This window comes from Companilactobacillus alimentarius DSM 20249 (genome assembly GCF_002849895.1).
GTDB lineage: Bacteria > Bacillota > Bacilli > Lactobacillales > Lactobacillaceae > Companilactobacillus > Companilactobacillus alimentarius.
In genome coordinates this window covers 93,318-111,918 of the sequence record NZ_CP018867.1, presented here as the reverse complement: position 1 = coordinate 111,918, position 18,601 = coordinate 93,318, and the positions used below count along the sequence as shown (strand labels likewise).

At 34.1% G+C, this 18,601-nt stretch carries 15 protein-coding genes; 9 read left to right on the top strand and 6 right to left on the bottom strand.

Annotated features, from left to right (window positions below):
- Positions 1 to 283 precede the first annotated feature (283 nt).
- Complete coding sequence (locus tag LA20249_RS12045; protein ID WP_418236091.1) at positions 284 to 415, top strand: putative holin-like toxin; 132 nt, start codon at positions 284 to 286, stop codon at positions 413 to 415.
- A gap of 449 nt (positions 416 to 864) precedes the next feature.
- Here the strand turns inward: LA20249_RS12045 and LA20249_RS00655 are convergent, their stop codons facing one another.
- The 3 genes from LA20249_RS00655 to LA20249_RS00645 all read right to left on the bottom strand — a co-directional run bounded on the left by LA20249_RS00655 (position 865) and on the right by LA20249_RS00645 (position 5,915).
- On the bottom strand, positions 865 to 2,460 hold the full coding sequence (locus LA20249_RS00655; protein ID WP_057737897.1) for an ATP-binding cassette domain-containing protein: 1,596 nt from the start codon (positions 2,458 to 2,460) through the stop codon (positions 865 to 867).
- A gap of 187 nt (positions 2,461 to 2,647) precedes the next feature.
- On the bottom strand, positions 2,648 to 4,615 hold the full coding sequence (locus LA20249_RS00650) for a type 2 periplasmic-binding domain-containing protein (protein WP_057737898.1): 1,968 nt from the start codon (positions 4,613 to 4,615) through the stop codon (positions 2,648 to 2,650).
- Positions 4,616 to 4,757: 142 nt separating this feature from the next.
- Entirely contained in the window at positions 4,758 to 5,915 is a 1,158-nt protein-coding gene (locus LA20249_RS00645; RefSeq protein ID WP_057737900.1) for an MFS transporter, read from the bottom strand.
- 373 nt (positions 5,916 to 6,288) lie between these two features.
- Here LA20249_RS00645 and LA20249_RS00640 point away from each other — a divergent pair, with 373 nt between their 5' ends.
- The 3 genes from LA20249_RS00640 to LA20249_RS00630 all read left to right on the top strand — a co-directional run bounded on the left by LA20249_RS00640 (position 6,289) and on the right by LA20249_RS00630 (position 9,845).
- Positions 6,289 to 6,612: an ArsR/SmtB family transcription factor gene (locus LA20249_RS00640; RefSeq protein WP_057737903.1), complete on the top strand. Its 324-nt coding sequence runs from the start codon at positions 6,289 to 6,291 to the stop codon at positions 6,610 to 6,612.
- Complete coding sequence (locus LA20249_RS00635; RefSeq protein ID WP_057737905.1) at positions 6,605 to 7,222, top strand: cation efflux transmembrane domain-containing protein; 618 nt, start codon at positions 6,605 to 6,607, stop codon at positions 7,220 to 7,222. Before LA20249_RS00640 ends, LA20249_RS00635 begins: the two co-directional genes overlap by 8 nt.
- A 166-nt stretch (positions 7,223 to 7,388) precedes the next feature.
- Positions 7,389 to 9,845 carry an isopeptide-forming domain-containing fimbrial protein gene (locus LA20249_RS00630; RefSeq protein ID WP_057737907.1) on the top strand — a complete coding sequence of 819 codons (2,457 nt, stop codon included), beginning with the start codon at positions 7,389 to 7,391 and terminating at the stop codon, positions 9,843 to 9,845.
- A 120-nt stretch (positions 9,846 to 9,965) separates the two neighbouring features.
- Here LA20249_RS00630 and LA20249_RS00625 read toward each other — a convergent pair whose 3' ends face one another.
- Positions 9,966 to 10,604 carry a GNAT family N-acetyltransferase gene (locus LA20249_RS00625; RefSeq protein WP_057737910.1) on the bottom strand — a complete coding sequence of 213 codons (639 nt, stop codon included), beginning with the start codon at positions 10,602 to 10,604 and terminating at the stop codon, positions 9,966 to 9,968.
- A 296-nt stretch (positions 10,605 to 10,900) separates the two neighbouring features.
- Between LA20249_RS00625 and LA20249_RS00620 the strand changes: the two genes are divergently transcribed.
- From LA20249_RS00620 to LA20249_RS00600, 5 genes are all read left to right on the top strand, one after another.
- A complete protein-coding gene (locus LA20249_RS00620; protein ID WP_057737912.1) occupies positions 10,901 to 12,082 on the top strand; it encodes an MFS transporter in 1,182 nt (393 codons plus the stop codon).
- A gap of 132 nt (positions 12,083 to 12,214) precedes the next feature.
- Positions 12,215 to 12,535 carry a DMT family transporter gene (locus LA20249_RS00615; RefSeq protein ID WP_057737914.1) on the top strand — a complete coding sequence of 107 codons (321 nt, stop codon included), beginning with the start codon at positions 12,215 to 12,217 and terminating at the stop codon, positions 12,533 to 12,535.
- 76 nt (positions 12,536 to 12,611) lie between these two features.
- A complete protein-coding gene (locus LA20249_RS00610; RefSeq protein WP_057737916.1) occupies positions 12,612 to 12,857 on the top strand; it encodes a hypothetical protein in 246 nt (81 codons plus the stop codon).
- Between the two features lie 75 nt (positions 12,858 to 12,932).
- Complete coding sequence (locus tag LA20249_RS00605) at positions 12,933 to 13,799, top strand: glycerophosphodiester phosphodiesterase (RefSeq protein WP_057737917.1); 867 nt, start codon at positions 12,933 to 12,935, stop codon at positions 13,797 to 13,799.
- The gene (locus tag LA20249_RS00600; RefSeq protein WP_057737919.1) at positions 13,790 to 14,053 is read left to right on the top strand and encodes a DUF3781 domain-containing protein; all 264 of its coding nucleotides are present in this window, start codon (positions 13,790 to 13,792) and stop codon (positions 14,051 to 14,053) included. The genes LA20249_RS00605 and LA20249_RS00600 overlap by 10 nt, the downstream gene beginning before the upstream one ends.
- A gap of 47 nt (positions 14,054 to 14,100) precedes the next feature.
- Here the strand turns inward: LA20249_RS00600 and LA20249_RS00595 are convergent, their stop codons facing one another.
- Together LA20249_RS00595 and adhE are read right to left on the bottom strand one after the other, a co-directional pair.
- Positions 14,101 to 15,378, bottom strand: coding sequence for an MFS transporter (locus LA20249_RS00595; RefSeq protein ID WP_057737921.1), 1,278 nt, complete (start codon positions 15,376 to 15,378; stop codon positions 14,101 to 14,103).
- Between the two features lie 280 nt (positions 15,379 to 15,658).
- Positions 15,659 to 18,277, bottom strand: a complete 2,619-nt coding sequence (gene adhE, locus LA20249_RS00590) for a bifunctional acetaldehyde-CoA/alcohol dehydrogenase (RefSeq protein ID WP_057737923.1) — start codon at positions 18,275 to 18,277, stop codon at positions 15,659 to 15,661.
- Positions 18,278 to 18,601: the final 324 nt, after the last annotated feature.

The window sequence follows — 18,601 nt, the reverse complement described above, 5'->3', positions numbered from 1 at the left end:
GAGTAACAAGTAAAATGTAGTATTATGTAGTATTCTCAAAATAATTCCCTAGATATTTTTAAAGTATGTTATTTGGGGTGTATACGATGTACACCCCTAGTTACATATATTTAAGGTTGCAACTTTATATATATAAAAGTTAGCATTTGTTATCAATATTAAACAAAAAAGCCATTTATCTTTTAAGATTCTGATAAATAGCTTTCATTGATCCGATTGATATTAGATAATATTAACGATAGCAAGTTAATGGCGGTGGCTAACTTCATGATGATGTGAGGTGATGCCTTATGAGATTAATAAAGTGGCTTTACCTCTCGAAAGGATAACCATGAGTGTTTACCAAGCTTTAACGTTGATGATTTCTTTTGCAACGTTGGTAGTTCTAATACTCAATTTTAATCAAAAAAAATAACCGTCCTAACTTTTGGCTGAGTTAACGGTTATTGAACTATTATTAAAACTTAAGTAGTCACCGTCTTAAACGGGCTATCTGGGGGGTGTTCGAGCATCCCTCTTTTTTGTACATCCATATTATAACAGGTACATCACTTTATATACATCAAATTTGATTATTTTAATTAATTTAAATATACATTTTAAAACACCATGCGAACGTACGAGCCCCTTTTATGGTTATTTAATATAATTAATCACAGACATAATAAAAACGCCTCACATCTAAATTATTTAAGTGAAGTGAATCCCTTAGTTTGGACATGAAATCAAACCAAGGAGTTCTTATTATGGTCAAATTTAATTTAGATTTTAAAATAAATATATTACTGGTTGGGGCAGTTGCCATCATATTTATTATGTAGTGGCTTTTTACCATTATTAACATTTTTAGTAATAACAATAATCCTATCCTTGTTCAACAAGCCCACTATTCTTCAATTCATAAACATTACTATATAGATTCTTAATATCCTCTGATATGTGGTGATCCACCTCTATTATAGATATATTCTTATTACTCAAAATTGATTTATGTATTTCACTTGCCGTCTCTTCATCTAATGAAGCTGTGCCTTCGTCAATTAACAAAACTTGTCGATTGAAAAATAGAGCTCTAGCTATTTCTATTCGTTTTAATTGACCACCAGATAAATTGTGTCCATTTTCATTTATTTTTAGATCAATTCCTTTTTTTGAAGCAAATTCTTCAAGTCCCGACTTTCTTAATGCATCAATAACCTCATTATCCTTGCTATCACGTTTGCCCAAAGTGATATTCATTCTAATACTATCTTCAAATATTATTGGACTCTGGCCTACTACTCCAAAAAGATTATAAGCAAAATCACTATTGTATTGGTGATTATTAACTGTAATTTCCCCGAATACAGGTTTCTTTTCCCCAAGGATCATTCTGAGTAAAGTCGATTTTCCTATACCTGACTTTCCCTTTATTAAAATTTTACTACCTGATAATAATTTAAATGAGATATTTTCAAAGACCTTTTTACTAGTATATAAAAATGAAACGTTATTTACTTCCAGTTCTTTAAAGATCTCGTCATTTCCAGAATCATTATCTTTCTTATATTCAGGTAATAATTCTATTTTATTTCTAATATCCTTAGTACTGTTTATAGTATTCCATCCCTGAATAATAGAGCTGAATCCATTAAGAATCCAAGAAGATGAATATTGAATTGCTACGAACTGAGCCAAATTTATTGTGCCATTGATAGTAAAGTAAATTCCAATTCCAATTGGTAAATAAGTACATAAATATAACAGAAATGATATTGAATTATTTGAAAGTGAAATTCTATTCTTCATTTCAGCGTTTGAATTTTCCATTTCCGAAATAGAACCCTTTAATTTCCCAGAAAACCCTAAAGTTGATTTATATCTCTTTAAAAGTAGCGCACCGTGCAATAAGTCTTTCACTACAGAAGATAAGTTCTGATTTCTTTTGGACCATATTTTAGTTTTCTTCTGAATAGATTTACTGAACATTTTTGGTGCCATTGATGGTAATACCATAAATAATAAGAATATTAACGTAATATAAACATTATTGTACAAAGCATATGCCAACGTGGCACAAGTAGTAATGAATCCACCCAATAGCCTAAAAATTTGTCTCCAATAATTGTTCTCCAACAATTTTAGATCATTCATAAAAAAGGACAGATTTTTTGATTCAAAGTCATCATCTTCAGGACTCACATTAAACATTTTACTAGTCAGATAATTGTACTTTATATTATTGTTGATTGAATATATATTTTTATTTATTACGACACTCTTTAAATAACCTAATATACAAAATACTCCATACAATAAAATAATAATAATCATAGATGGGAAAACAAGATTCAGACTTTTATGACTAATTAAATAAAAAATATAAGAATATGTCATAACGTTGAAAGGTGTTTCCAACCCCGCAAGAATACTAAATACAATCGCCAAAAGAAAAAGTGGTTTGCTTATAAATTTTTTCATTTTAAGACTCCCCTTTTTATAAATAATCTCCGTTTAGAACAAAGCATATATATTGCATCTTTCTAATTTAATTAATATATATCTAATAATATTGTTTGTCAAAAAACAATTAATAATTATTATTGGCACAAAAAAAGAAGAAATCAAATAATATCTGATTTCTTCCCTTTCAATATAAAACAATCATCTAAACACTATCTTCAAAGGTCCAATTCAATTGGGTAGTATATTTACCGGCAAGTGGTGTCGTATTACCTACGTAAAGCAAAATACCTTCATCCTTTTTCCAACCAATTGAAGCAGTATCATCTTGACCAAAACTTTTAATCAAGACATCGCTACTTGATAGATTAGTATAATTGCCATTTTGGTAATAACGCAAAACCATCCCATTTGTCAGAGCCTCTGGTTGGGCGACAAAGACTTTCATAGGCTTCTTATCTCTTCTTTGATCACTAATATCAATCGTATTATTAGGTAGATTGTTATCTTCCTGACGGTAGTAAAGTGTATTTGTCTCTGAAGATGCTATAGTGCCAAAATCAATATCATCTACCGAGGCATTAAAACTATCATTTACATAATTGATTGTATACTTATCCGCTTCCGTTTTATAAACAGTACCACTGTAATCATTACCATAGTAATAAGGCGTGTAATCAAATTGCTCTTTATCAGTTATACCTGATACTGTAGTATCAACTTTTACCGAATGACTCTGAGTATCTGCGTCGAAATTAATATCATTAACAACTAAATAATCTTTTTTACCATCAGAATCACTGATAACAGTATACTCACTTGATGCCAAAGAACTGCCGTCTAATTCCACGCTATTGACAGTTGTTCCATTGTGCAATGGAATTACAAAACTACCACCATCTAGAACGGATTGTTTCTTGCTATCTTTTATATCATATTCGTATGAAACATCATCTTTATTAGTAACTTTATTCAACGTATTTGAAGTATTACTGCCATCATCATATGTATTATTGACAGCTTTTCCAGTTATCGAAACTTTCGGTTCATTTTTAACTGTTAACGTTGCCTTATTAGTCGTCAAACTATCGGTTTGAATAAGTCCTCCCAATAATGAAACAGTTATCTTAGCTTGATATTGAGTCCCATCATCGTCCATAGTAGTTTTTGGAATTGTATAATCAGCATAATCTTTATAATTGCTGCCACTACTTGTCGCTACTGTGGTTTGATTTCCATCTTTATCGTATTTGTACCATTTTATTTGGATACTACCATTAGTATTTGAATTGGTTCCATCAATATTACCGTGCATGCTAAAGGTTGCCGGGTCTCCAACATCAACTGTTTGATCATCAAGTCCACCACCAACTTTGACATCGACATAACCACTTGTTTCTGAACCGTTGGGATTTTCCATCGTCGCTGTGACACGAACAGTACCAGTTGCACCATCTTTAGCGACCAATTCGTTTGTTGTACCACCATTCTCACTATCGGCCGCAAAGTCAGCAATCTCAGGCTTATCAACAGAATAAGTTATTTTACCGGTAGCATCCGATGGGGTTGGGTACGCATGAATAAATGTATAATTCTGAGCCAAATCTGAATCAGATTCATTGTAAATATAATTATCGTCAGCGCTTACTTTCAAACTAGTAGCATTGACCGCATCTTTTACGTGAACCGCTGTTACTTTAGAATAAATATGAGTTTTTGCCCATGGAGTTATCAATGTGTAATATTGCGTATCTAGCTGATACCAAGTTGTTCCTGTTTCTGTTGGAGTAATTGGAAAGTTCATTCTGTGACCGCCATCACTTTCAGAGACTTCACTCCAATTCTTGCCACTGTCAGTTGATTTATACCATCTATAATGTGGTGAATCGGCTAATCCCATCATTGTCGTCCAAATTGAACGCCCAGGTGAAGTATGAACAACAATTGACTGACCTACCTGCGTATAATAATCTGTTTCAGGCTGCAATGAGTATCCATTTGTAAACCAAATCCCCAAAAAGACAATTGGATCAGAATTTGGCGTTTCATATGGTGTTACCGTCTCATCATCAGCCTTAACAGTTAATGAATTTCCCTTAAAACTGATAAAAGTACAAAAAATTAAGGTAGCTAATAAAAATAAATATAATTTCCCTCTAATTGATTTTTTCATCGCGACTGCCTCCACATCGCTTAACTATATCTATATATATACTACCTATCATCAAAATTATCAAATATTATTAACGATTATTGACTATAACATTTATTATTACCTTATTATAAAATAACTTTATTTATTAATAATATCTAAGTTAGTCATATCTATGTATCAATTCACGATATCCTAAACGCAAAATAATTAAAGAAACAATTAAAACCCCAATAGCCGACAAATATAACGTGTCATATGACCCTTGTTCCACAATCACGCCACCGACTAATGGTCCAATCGCTCTAGCAAATGTGGATGACATGCTCAAAAGGCTTTGATAGCGACCAGCTTCCGATTTAGGAGTGGATTCACTCACCAATGCAGGAATACCTGGATAAACCAAAGTTTCTCCTATAGTCAATACAACCATGCCAACAACAAAGAACCAATAAACTCTAGCATTGATAATCGCCACAAACGACATAATAAATAAAATTACACCTAAAGGAATCTGAATTCTCTTAAACCAGACCCTACTTTCAACTAGACGATTAATTATCGGTAGAACCAGAACAATTACAATTGCATTAATTGTCCAAAGAAGACTGTATTTACTGACCGGAATACCCAGATCCGTCAAATGCGTAGAAATATTGCTGCTCCATTGCGAATAAGCTAACCACGACACACCTAAGAATAGAGCCATTAAACCAACACCTGGATGAATACCACTTTTAACAAATTTTCTTTGCGAAACATTTTTGCTAGAAATCACTCGATCATGATATCCAAATATTACTAATAGGAAGAAAAGCGTCAAAAAAATAAAATTAGCAATAAAAACTAAGGTCATCTGAATTCCCGCAATATAGCCACCAAGAGCCGTACCGATGGCATTTCCCAAATTTGTCCCCATATAAATCCCGTTAAAGAGCTTGTAACGATCCACATCATCAATTTGAGCCGCAAACGAATTAATAACTGTAAAGGCACTCCCTACTCCGAATCCCAAAATAGGCAAAAGGATTGGATAGGCTGGCCAATTATGATTAAAAATCAATCCTATCAACGCTGCCAAAGCTATAGCGGTACTTAGAACAATCGTCTTGTGCCCTCCTAGGCGATCAAACAATTTACCGCCTAAATAATTGCCACAAAAAGTTAAAATTGAGTTAAAAAATAGGACTATTCCCGCAATAGCCAATGATTTGTGTAAATAATTGTGGATAAATATTGTATTGATGGGCCAAATAAAACTAGCTCCAACTGATTCTAAAAAAGCACCAAAAATTAATGATTTTGCCGACACTTTTCTCATTTTGTTCCCCTTGATAAAGTCTTTGTAAAAATCTTAGCATTCAATAAATCATTGTCAACGAACTTTCCTGAGGTAAAATTATAAAGAGAAATTAATTTAAGGGGGGATTTATTTGACTGACAACAATCCTTATTGTCATCAAAACATGACTTGTTTTTCAACTTGCCATTGTTCTGGTGAAGATGGAATCTGTCATTGTCCAATGATTGACGATCAAAAATGTGCTTGCAATGGTCACTGCGGACCAAAGATACCAACCGCTATCTAAAATACTTTTAAGAAAAATTCAAATAATTTTTCAGAAGTATTTTTTATTAAGTCTTTATATGTTATCTTTGACATATGTTATAAACAACATATAAAGGAGAAAACAATGGAAATAAAAATGATTGATCAACATCTTCTCGATGAATCACAAAAAATTTTGAAATTACTCAGTAATCCCATCCGTATCCAAATGTTGAATATTTTGGAACAAAAAGAAATGAATGTTAGTGAACTAGTCGATCTATTAGGAATCGAACAATCAGTAGTTTCCCACCAATTGGCTTTGTTAAAAAATTATCAACTAGTTAGCGCTAAAAGAATTGGTAAAGCAAATTACTATCAACTAGATGATCCTCATATTCTAGATGTTATTAATGAAACACTAGAACATGCTGATCACGTTATGAGAGGTAAGAAACACGGTGAATAATACTAGTAATATCAAACGTAGTTTACAAATTGAGTACCTATCAACTATTTGGATGGCTTTTGAATTTGTCGTTGGCTTCACTTCAGGAATCAAAGCTGGTTCTATCCTATTAATAGCTTTTGGCTTAGATAGCTTTCTAGAAATCATTTCCGGAAGCACCTTGATCTGGCGTTTAAAAAAAGAATTCAATCATGCCCCAGAAAAAGAAATTGCTCAAGCGGAAAAGAAATCATCCTTTATTGTTGGCATAATTTTACTGCTCTTATCTGTCTATGTCATTGCTGTTTCTGTTTTCAACTTAGCGACACATCAAAGTGCTGAATCCAGTCTTTCGGGAATCCTTATTGCCATAGCCTCAGTCATTTTGATGCCTATCTTTACCTTCAAGAAACGCTCGTTAGGTAAGATAATTAAATCAGATGCATTGATTGAAGATGGTATGTGCAACATAACTTGTGCTTATATGGCAGGAACAGTTTTATTAGGTGCTATTTTGACCGCCCTCTTCAATCTCTGGTGGGTCGACTCCATTGCTGCCTTGATTTTGGTTTACTTCATTGCTAGTGAAGGAATTGAATCTCTTCAAAATGGCTTGAAAAAAGCCGAGTAATTATTTTTATCACAATTTTTTGTCTTAAAAATCATTATTGTTCATCTATTTTATTCCTAAACAATATAACTTTTACATTTGGTTTAATATTATAATATATATGTATAGATTTTTTGATAAAAGAAACAAAATATTATTAATATTGAATTAATTGCGAGGGATTATAATGAGGGATTATAAATCTACCAAGTTCTTATTATCAATAATCTTCTTTTTAATAGCATGCTTCTTTCTTACTCCAGTCTTGAATACTCAGGCCGCTACTGGAGATGCCATTTCGGGAAATGATTTTGATGACGGAATAACTAACTGGCAAAGTAGAACTTCCAATTCAATTGCACAGCTTCCTATTGGAGGAAAAATTAGCTTGGGTTATGCCTTTGGATTGGCGCAAAATACTTCTGGATTAGTTTCAGAGATGGGCGACAATACCATTACTAACAATTCGATTGCCTCTGGTAACAATATCAATTACTCAAAAATGAATGTTTTTTTGAATGATGGCGGAACATATATTAGTTCTGTCTTTCAATCAGGCTATAAATATAATTCTACTAATAAATCAGGGGTATCTATGACTTCTCCTGATTTTCTTTTAGCACCGTCAGATAGTACCAAAGAAATTACGGCTAAGAATTTCTCTATCTTAGGAGCTGGTACTAATAGTAATAATAATGGTAATCCCGGTATGACTGACAAAAAATACTTTGCTGGGACCGATGAGAATGGAAATCCGGCTTACAAAATTGTCGGTAATTACGTCAGAACGCAAGGCAGTACTAATAATGGTAATTATGATCTAGAAGCGGAAATCTTACTGAGAGCTTCTCCGTCTAATTCGGCCATTGTTCAACGTGAACTCTACCTAAAGAATAAGGGCACTACCTCTCAAAAGTTTACAATTCTTTTCGGTGAAGATACTAAAATGGGTGATAGTAATGGTGGTAACGATATGGTTCCTATTCGTGGCATGGAAAATAGAGACGGACTAAGCATCCAAACATCCTATAATGGTCATGATTTACGATTAATCGTCAGTAATCAAACCCCTGATGGCTTTGATAATTATGCAGGCGAAGAAAATACTACAGGTGGTACCGGTATGAATTGGGCCAAAGGTTTCACTCCTGCAACTGTTTCTGGTACTGGTGATGAATTACTTGAACCTACAATTACTAAAGCTATGGATACAGCCTATTCTTTAAAATGGAATCCAACGACCTTGGCTGTAGGTGACACAGCCCATTACAGTTCTACTATGGGCGTTACCGCAAAACCTTACTCTATTCCCACTGCTGCTAAAACATTTACCAACGAATCACGTTCAGGTAGCGTTAATAAAGTTGGCGATAAGCTTAAATTCACTTTGAAAATGGTTAATAACGGTTATGGTGCTCAGTGGAATTACAAGTCACTAAGCGATAAGATTCCTTCTGGACTCCAGCTAGATACGTCTTCAATCAAACAGTCATTCAATGGCGATAAATTCACTGCTCTTGATTCCAGTCAATATAGTTACGATTCTTCATCTCAAAAGCTTTCCGTTACACCCGAACAAGCTTTGACTGATGAACAAGATGAAACAATTACTTATGAAGCTACAATAACTAATTCTGCTTTAAATAATCTAGACCCGGATGGCAATTTGACTAATACAGCCACATTCTCAGGTTCGGATTATAATATTTCTCCTAATAAAGTAGACTCATATGATGCCTCTGTTAAAATTCCGGTATCCCCTGCTGATTTTAGTTATACCTTTACTAAAAAAGTTAAAAACGTAACCAACAATGAGACTAGCTTTAAAGATTCTACCACCGCTAAAAGTGGCGACACTGTCGACTACTTTATTGAGTTCAAAGTAAACAGTAATAGTAAAGACACTATGCTTGACGGTTCCCAATTCACTGACACGCTTGCCTCTGGACTCCAACAAACTGGAACCGTTAAAATCAAAGGACCAGGAGATAGTACACCATATAACAACGGTTCAACTATCAACACACGAGTGACTTCCATTGGAAAGGGACAAAGTCTGACAGTCGAATTCCAAGCTAAAGTAACCTCTGCTGCAGCTGGAATAGTCACTAATACAGCAAACCTTTCTGGAACAACGGATGGCAACGAATCCAAGGATATTGATTCTCCTCAAGCAAATTTAAACATTCAAAAGACCGACTCCTTTCTCTCAGTCCCGACATCAATTAATTTCGGTTCTACCAATATGTACGGTCAAGCTAAAACATTGAATAATATCAGTACAAAGGGAGATTTACGTGTTTCTCATCCTGACAACAGTGACTTTAACATTAACGTTTCCTATGACAATACTAACGTCAATACCCAAATGATTAATGGTGATAATAAAACCTTGCCAACTAATGGATCAAATCTCTTATTCATTAGACAAAGAAACACTTCTGATACAGATTCCGGAACTTGGGAACCTATTTCGCCTACTGGTACACCTATTCGAAATACTAACTTTTCTGGAAATCAAGACGATTTAAACTTGACTAATTATGTCGGTGTTGGAGATTGGCAAATTTATCTTTCTCCTGAAGCATCCCCTGGTACTTATAATGGAACTATCACTTGGACTATGGTTGATTCCGATATCTAAAATCTTAAGTTTCCTTAAGAAAAACACTATGTATAAAATAATTTGTTATTCTTATGGCGTAGGAATTAGTTGTTTTTAGTAAAAAAGAGACATTCACAACGTGTGAATGTCTCTTTTACTTTAGATAGCCTTAGATAAGACCCAATCTTTTACATCACCATGACTCAAGTTAACCTTTTTAACTGAGCGCACGGAAAAATGGTTTTTCTTATAAAATTTAACATTTTTTTGAGTATTTGTTTCAAGAATAATGTTTCGATAACCAATCTTCTTAACATAAGGGCTAATGTGATTATTAAGCATCTTACTACCGATACCTTGACCACGAAGCTTCTTATCGACAGCCAAATATTCAACTGCACATTTCTTCTTACCCTTTACTAAATCAAATAGATCTTCAAACTTAAAGATATCGAATGCATTGAAACCATTGAATCCACTTCTCAATATCTCTGGAATTAATTTCAATCCATCCAAAGTTAGATAATCCCAACTACTAATTTGATTACCTTGAGAAAATTCAATTAAGGCCACAGCACGTGGTTTGCCCTTTCCGTCAGCTCCAACATAAACCAAACCTTTTTTCATAAATACATTTACTTCTAATGCAAAATATTTGTGAAGCAATTTATCAAATTTTGCACTCGAACGAAATTTCGATTGAAACATATTCTTAGTAGTAATGTATTCTTTAAATGAGTCCACCAGTAAATTTATTATCTGAGGCTTATCACTGTTTAAGCCACTTCGAAAATCCAAAATATGACCTCCTTATTTACAGTCATGTTTATATAATAGTCAGAAATATACTGATTGTCCATAATTACATCCTATTTATATGCCAAAAGTTATTATTTCATAATAAATTAAAAATATGATTCATTTAATTTATTAGACATTAACATAAAACCATAGTATGCTAGTCAGTAATATAAATTGAGGTTCACAACAACCGATGTCTAAGTTCGCTTAGAAATCGGTTTTATTATTCTCAACTACCGTCCTAGGCAGATGGTAGTTTTTTTGAACTGAAACTTAGTTATAAGGAGGGAAATATGGGGAAGAATAAAAGATCTATTTATATTCTTGTTTTTAGTAATTTTTTAATTTGTTTAGGAATTGGATTAGTTATACCTGTCACACCTTTTATTAAGAATGAATATCATTTTACTACGTCACAAATGGGAGTCATGACATCTCTTTTTGCCTTTGCACAATTCGTTGCCTCACCAATTGTTGGTAAGATGTCCGACAAGATTGGTCGCAAACCAGTTATCGTCTTTGGTTTATTTACTTATATGATTTCTGAATTCATCTTCGCAGTCGCTACAAGCTTACCAATCTTTAACCTTTCTCGTATCATTGGTGGTTTATCAGCCGCTATGGTAATTCCTACCTCAATGGCCTTAGGGTCTGATCTGACTACCTTAAAGGATCGTGCTAAAGTTATTGGTTGGCTATCAGCCGCCTTTAGTGGTGGTCTGATTTTAGGACCAGGATTGGGTGGAATCCTTGCCGGTATTACTTATAAAACGCCTTTCTGGGTCGCCGGTGTTCTAAGTATTACTAGTGCTATCTTCACACAGATTTTTCTTAAAGAAGATAAAGAAGTTCTCGCCGTTGAAGAAGCTCAAGCTGAAAAGAAAGCCCAAGAAAAAGGTTCCATTCGTTCAATTTTAACATTGCCAATGGTCATGTTATTCGGTATGATTCTGGTATCATCATTTGGACTTCAAGGCTTCGAAAGTATTTATAGTATCTATGTAAATCAAGTCTTCAATTTTGGACTAGGAACAATCGCTTTAGTTTTAACTTTGAATGGTATAATTTCCTTGGTTTTACAAGTAGCTGCTTTTAATTGGATCATTGAAAAGATTGGTGAAATGCGATTGATCAGTATTGCTTTCCTACTTAGTGCTATATGCGTATTCTGGATCACTCAGGCACACTCGCACATTGAAGTCATCGTAGCCACTCTAGTCATCTTTTCATCATTTGATCTTCTAAGACCTGCTATCACGACACTTTTGACTAAATCGAGTCGCTCTAACCAAGGCTTGATCAATGGGATGAATATGTCACTAACTAGTGTAGGTAACGTCATTGGACCATTGATGTCAGGAGCTTTGATGGATTGGAATACACATTACCCATACTTAGTCGTTACAGTAATTCTTGCAGCATCGTATCTTTTAACATTTATTGTTCGCAAACATCCACTTGTCCCTGCAGAATAATTTGTCACCAGCAACTATTTTTATTAAAAATAACTACACCGCCGGGTGTTAATCAATAAAGTACTCTTACCAATTCCATTAGGCCAAAGAAGGAATTGCTAAGGAGTACTTATTTTTTTGGAGGAAAATATTATGAGTTGGATCTATTTAATTATTGCTGGACTATTTGAAGTAGTTTGGTCCACTACAATGAAACTAAGCCATGGCTTTAGTAAAATCAGTTTTACCATCTATACAATTGTCGGTTTAGCTTTAAGCATGCTCTTTTTAGCAATCGCAATTAAAAAACTCCCAATGAGTCTCGCCTATCCTATTTGGACTGGTATCGGAGCTGTTGGCTCAGTCATTATAGGAGTGATTTTATTTGGAGACAAATTATCTCCTTTAACGTGGATTTTTGTAGTCTTATTATTGATCAGTATTATCGGTATCAAAATATCTTCTGGTAATTAATTGCCCTTATCCAATGACACCGCTTACTTTTTGCTATATGATTTAGTTGAGTTAAATAATGAGAGGATGCGATGTTATGTTATTATCTAAAGAAATGCGTGAAGAAATGAAAAAGTATGACGCTGAAGGCTTCAAAATAATCGAAAACAATCCTTGGTTAATTCCGGCTACTTTAGCTTGGCTAATGATTCCTACAACCATTTGTATTCATGGATTTTGGAAGAATCGTCAGCTCAAAAAGCAATTACAAATTGAACGGGAAAAAACCAAGCAATTATCCGCAAATAAAAAACATCTTTCCTTGTTATCAAAGCATATTTAGAAAATCTGCCACCCAACGGTGGCACTTTTTTTATGTTTAAACTATCATGAGAAGTATCAAATTAAGGGGAATATTATGTTAAAAAAGAAATTATCCATTTTAATCTTTTCGCTAGGACTAATTATAGGTGTATCAACCTCCCTAGTGACAGTCCAGGCAGCTGCAGCACCTAAGGCCAAGAATTTAACCTCGATTACTCAAAGTGTCAATCATGCTTCACCAGAAAATCCGTTGCTCTTCTCACATCGTGGCAGTCCTTATAACAATCCCGATCACTCATTTAGTGGCTACAATCAAGCCATCAAAGATGGAACACAATACATTGAACAAGATGTTTGGCTCAGTAAAGATAAAAAGTTGTATGTCGCACACGACAATAATCTAAAGAAATCAACTGGTAAAAATGTTACGATTTCTGACTCAACAACTTCTCAATTAAAAAATGTCAAACTACGAAATGGTGAAAAACTACATCAATTAAAGGATGTCTTTAAACGTTACGGAAAAAATGTCCATTATATAATTGAGACTAAGAAAAACGCTGGCGACAATACTGCCACTGAAAAGGCCCTTGCTAAAGAGGTCAAGAAGTATAAAATGAGTAAAAATATAATCATGCAAGATGAAAGTATCCCCGGTATCAAGGCTTTTCACAAATCACTTAAAAATGTCCCTATTCTTTGGCTGTTAGATTCAGTTACACAGCGCCAATATAGTGAGGAAATTGAAAATGCTCCTCGTTATATTAAATTCATTTCAATTCGTTTAGAACAATGGACACCTAAACTAATCAAGCTTTCTCACAAGAACGGTTTCAAAACTAACGCTTGGATATTAAATACTTATAACGATAATTATCGTGCTTTAAACACTTTAAAAGTGGATAGTGTCTTTACTAATAATACTAAGGAGACAGTCCACTTAATAGACAAATGGAAATAACGAACATACCCAATCGACAAGTGTTTCTAGATAGAATCTGCTACACGACACTAGTCTTTGGACGATTCAACAAAAAATTAACTCTTAATTTAACCAACGATGAAATCAAGAAATTGGTTAATCAGATAATTATATCTGACGAAACTGTCACTACAAAAGAAGGTAAAAACTATTATCTCCAAAAAGATGATATTGAATTGGTTATCAATTCCTATAATTTCCGATTAATTACTGCTAATAGAAAAAAGTCTTAGAAGAGAACTAAACACTGCTTGAAAATAAAGATGGTGTTTAGTTCTTTTTAGATCTCTCGACTAATTTTTGGTAAAATTGTAAAAATAATTAAACCAATCAAAAATAAAACACTTAAAGATGCTGCTCCAATTGTTGATTTACCTGTTAACTGCGTCACAACGGCAACGATAAACGGACCCACTACAGCGGAAAACTTCCCTAATATATTATAAAAGCCATAGAACTCACTACCAGATTCCTTAGGAATAATTTTGCCAAAGTAAGATCGGCTCAAAGCTTGTAAACCACCTTGACTAGTCCCTACTAAAATCGCTAAAATCCAAAAATCAATATTAGTATGCAATCGTAGAGCATACAAACAGATCAATAAATAGACAAATATTCCTAAAAGTATTCCCTTTCTTGTCGAAGTTTTATCGGCAATAAAACCAAAGAAAATTGAAAAAGGTACCGCAATCAACTGCACGACTAACATGACAATCATCAACTCTGTTGTCTTAATACCAATATCCATCCCTATTGCTGTTGCCATAGTAAATATCGTATCAACACCATCAATGTAGAAAAAATATGCCACTAAAAACCAAGCTACTTTTTTATACTGTTTAACATGCCTTATCGTCTGAAAAACTCTTCTAAAACTACCTAGAATTGGTGATTCACTTTTTTTAAGTGAATATTTTTGTTTAACATTTTTTTGTAATGGCAAATAAAATATAAACCACCAAATCGCTGCAATAATAAAACTCCAACGGGCAATTCCTGTCCCATCTAAATTACCAAAACCATTAGTCAATTCTAAAATGAGAAATGAAATAAAGGCAATTACGCCACCTAAATAACCATACGCATACCCATAAGTCGATATTTTGTTCATTTGTTCGTCATCGGCTACATCAGTCAAGAAACTGTCATAAAACAGATTACTAACTGAATACCCAATTGCCGAAAAAATATAAGCAATCAATAACCACTGCCATTGTGTACTGGGAACAAATGCTAACCCTATTGTCGTAACGATCCCTAACCAACAAAATATGCTTAGCATTTTCTTCTTAAAATGCGGATAATCAGCTAACGCTCCTAAAAATGGAGCTAATAGCGAAACTAATAATGTACTGAAACTATTAGCGTATCCCCAATATGCAGTGGAACTAGCAGCCGATATATTATCATTTGAAGCTAACGATTTAAAATAGATTGGTAAAACAGCCGTCGTCACAATAATTCCATATGCCGAATTAGCCCAATCGTACATAATCCAACTCCACTGTTCTTTATTGATCCTCCAACCGATACTTCTTTTATTCTTCAAAGAAATCATCAATCAATTGCCCCCGCCAAATAGTCTTAACATGTGGGGAAATTATAGCATGTTAACCTCATCTCTTGATACAAGTTCCATTAATAACTTATCAGCTGAATTCATTGCTATAATAGGATTTCCAAAAAAATCATTTCAAAAAATATCGGTAAAAAAACTTACATATAACACAATTTTTGCTCAAAATAAATAAGGCAAGACAATCAAAGTACGATTGCCTTGCCCTATTTACTAAAAGCTGAACATATTATGTTCCACTCTCTTCAACCTTATAAAATAATTATTTTTCAATTCCTTTTCCAACATACATATTTTCAAGAACTTGTTTTAATTCTGAAATCAATGGTTCTTTTGGATTTGTAAATGAGAATTGATCTCCAAAGGCTGCTTCTGATAAGCTATCCAATTTTTCATCAAATTCTTTTTTATCAATATAGTTATCCTTTAGACTTAGTTTGATACCAAGTGCATGTGCGAGATCAATAATTTTCTTAACTAAAGCATCTTTCAATGCACGATCATTTTCACCAGTCAAACCAATGTATCTAGCAATATTGGCGTAATCTGAATCAGCTCTGAAACTCTCATACTTAGGCCACATAGTGATCTTTGTTGGTTGTTCAAAATTGTAGTTAATTACTTGTGGCAAAGCAATAATTGAAGCTAATCCATGTCTGATACCATAAGCATTTGTCAAAGCGTCAGTAATTGAATGACCGACTCCAGCAAAAGCATTGCCGAATGACATACCGGCAAGTGTTGAAGCATTGTGCATTTCAGCTTGTGCGTTTTTATCACCTGCAGCTGCCTTTTCAAGATTGTCAAAGACTAATTTAATAGCTTGAAGTGCATAAGGTCTTGTATAGTCAGACGCCATATTAGCAACATATGATTCAATAGCGTTGTTCAAAATATCCATACCAGATTCAGGAATAATACTCTTTGGCATTGTTTCAACGAATTGAGAATCAATGATAGCAACATCAGGTGTCAAAGCATAATCGGCGATTGGATACTTCGTTCCTGTCTTAGTGTCGATGATTGAACTGAATGGTGTAACTTCTGCGCCAGTACCATAAGTTGTTGGAATGGCAACGAATTGTGCTTTTTCAGGCTTAGGGAATTTGTAAGTACGTTTTCTAATATCAATGAAACCTTGCTTAGCTCCAAACAAATCAACATCAGGATGTTCATAGAATAGCCACATATCTTTAGCAGTATCCATAGTTGTTCCGCCACCCAAAGCAATAATTGTATCAGGCTTGAACAAGTTCATTTGAGTAACACCACGTTTTACAACATCAGTAGTTACGATACTATCAACATCTGAGAACATTGAGTACTCAACATGTACTTTGCTGCGCTTCAACTCATCAGTAATCGTATCGACAAAGCCTAATTGAACCATGATAGGATCACATACAATAAAGGCTCTCTTCATTCCTTCAAGATCTTCTAAGTAGCGAACTGAAGTCTTTTCAAAGTAAACTCTTGGTTGTTTAATCCATTGCATGTTATTTCTCCGTTTTGCGATTGTCTTAATATTAAGCAAATCAAATGAGGATACATTATGAGAAATAGAATTCTTCCCCCATGAACCAGTACCAAGTGTAAGTGATGGAATCATTTCATTGTAAAGATTACCAATACCACCAATGGCAGCAGGAGTATTAACTAGAACACGGCTAGCTTTCATCTTAATACCAAATTCGGTAGCCAAATCTTCATCCATAGTATGAATACCAACAGTATGGCCTAATCCACCGAAGTGAAGCAACTCGTCAGCTTTTTCAAAACCTTCTTTATGTCCAGCAACTTTATAAACGGAAAGAACTGGTGAAAGTTTTTCAGCTGAAAGTGGCTCATCTGGTCCAACCTTTGAAATCTCAACCCCTAAGACCTTAGTGTCACTAGGAACTTTGATTCCAGCAAGTTTAGCAATCTCTACAGCTGATTTACCAGCAATCGGACCTTTAACTCCACCTTCTGGTCTAAACATTGCTTCAGCTAGCTGCTTGTACTCTGATTTCTTAATGAAGAAAATTTTATTCTTTTCGAATAATGATTTAACTTCATCATAAATATCGGCATCAACGATGGCACTATTTTCAGAAGCACAAACCATACCATTATCAAAAGTCTTTGACAATACAATATCGTTAACAGCACGTTTAATATTAGCAGTTTTTTCAATATATGCGGGACCATTACCAGGACCAACACCTAAAGCTGGTTTACCAGTTGAATAAGCGGCCTTAACCATTCCCGGACCACCAGTAGCCAAGACACTGGCGACACCATCGTTGTTCATCAAATATGATGTAGCTTCAATACTTGGTTTCTTGATCCATTGGATAACACCCTCAGGAGCACCTGCGTCAACAGCAGCTTTTAACATAACCTTTGCTGCGGCGACTGATGACTCTTGAGCTTGGGGATGAAATCCAAAAATAATTGGATTACGTGTCTTCATAGCAATCAACGACTTGAACATTGCTGTAGAAGTTGGATTAGTAACTGGAGTTACACCAGCTAAAACACCTAGTGGTTCAGCAACTTTAATTAAGCGATGTTCCTTATCATTTTCAATAATACCAACAGTTTTATCACGTTTGATTGAATGCCAAATTTCTTCAGTAGAATACATATTCTTGATAACTTTATCTTCAACCACACCACGACCAGTTTCTTTATAAGCTAACTTTGCTAACTCGAAACTTGCATTTAAACCGGCAATTGCCATTTGATGTACGATGTGATCCACTTGTTCTTGTGTAAAACTGTCCATGATATCCAAGGCCTTGTGAGCTTTCACGACCATTGCATCAATAACTGGTTTTACTTCTTCTTTTTTGTCTGTTTTTACAGAAACTTTTGTATCTTTGGAACCTTTCACCATCTGATTACCTCCAAGATTTTAAAAAGCATTTATTTGTTAACTAATTCACGTTCTATACTATCACTGTGTGAATATTGTTCAAGCAAATTATCGCAAAAAGCCAATGTAAACGTATTCACGTTGATATATCAACACCCAGTCTGTTTTATGTTAAAAAAATTTATATATTAATTTAAATTGACTAATATTTTATTGTGAAAATTTATTCACAAAGTATCCTATTTAACCCTTTTAACGCTACAAAAAGGGGCTGAAATCAAATTCAGTCCCTATTGTGAAAATTCATTATTTTCTATTGAGCGTAAAAAGCTCGCTCCTGCTTTT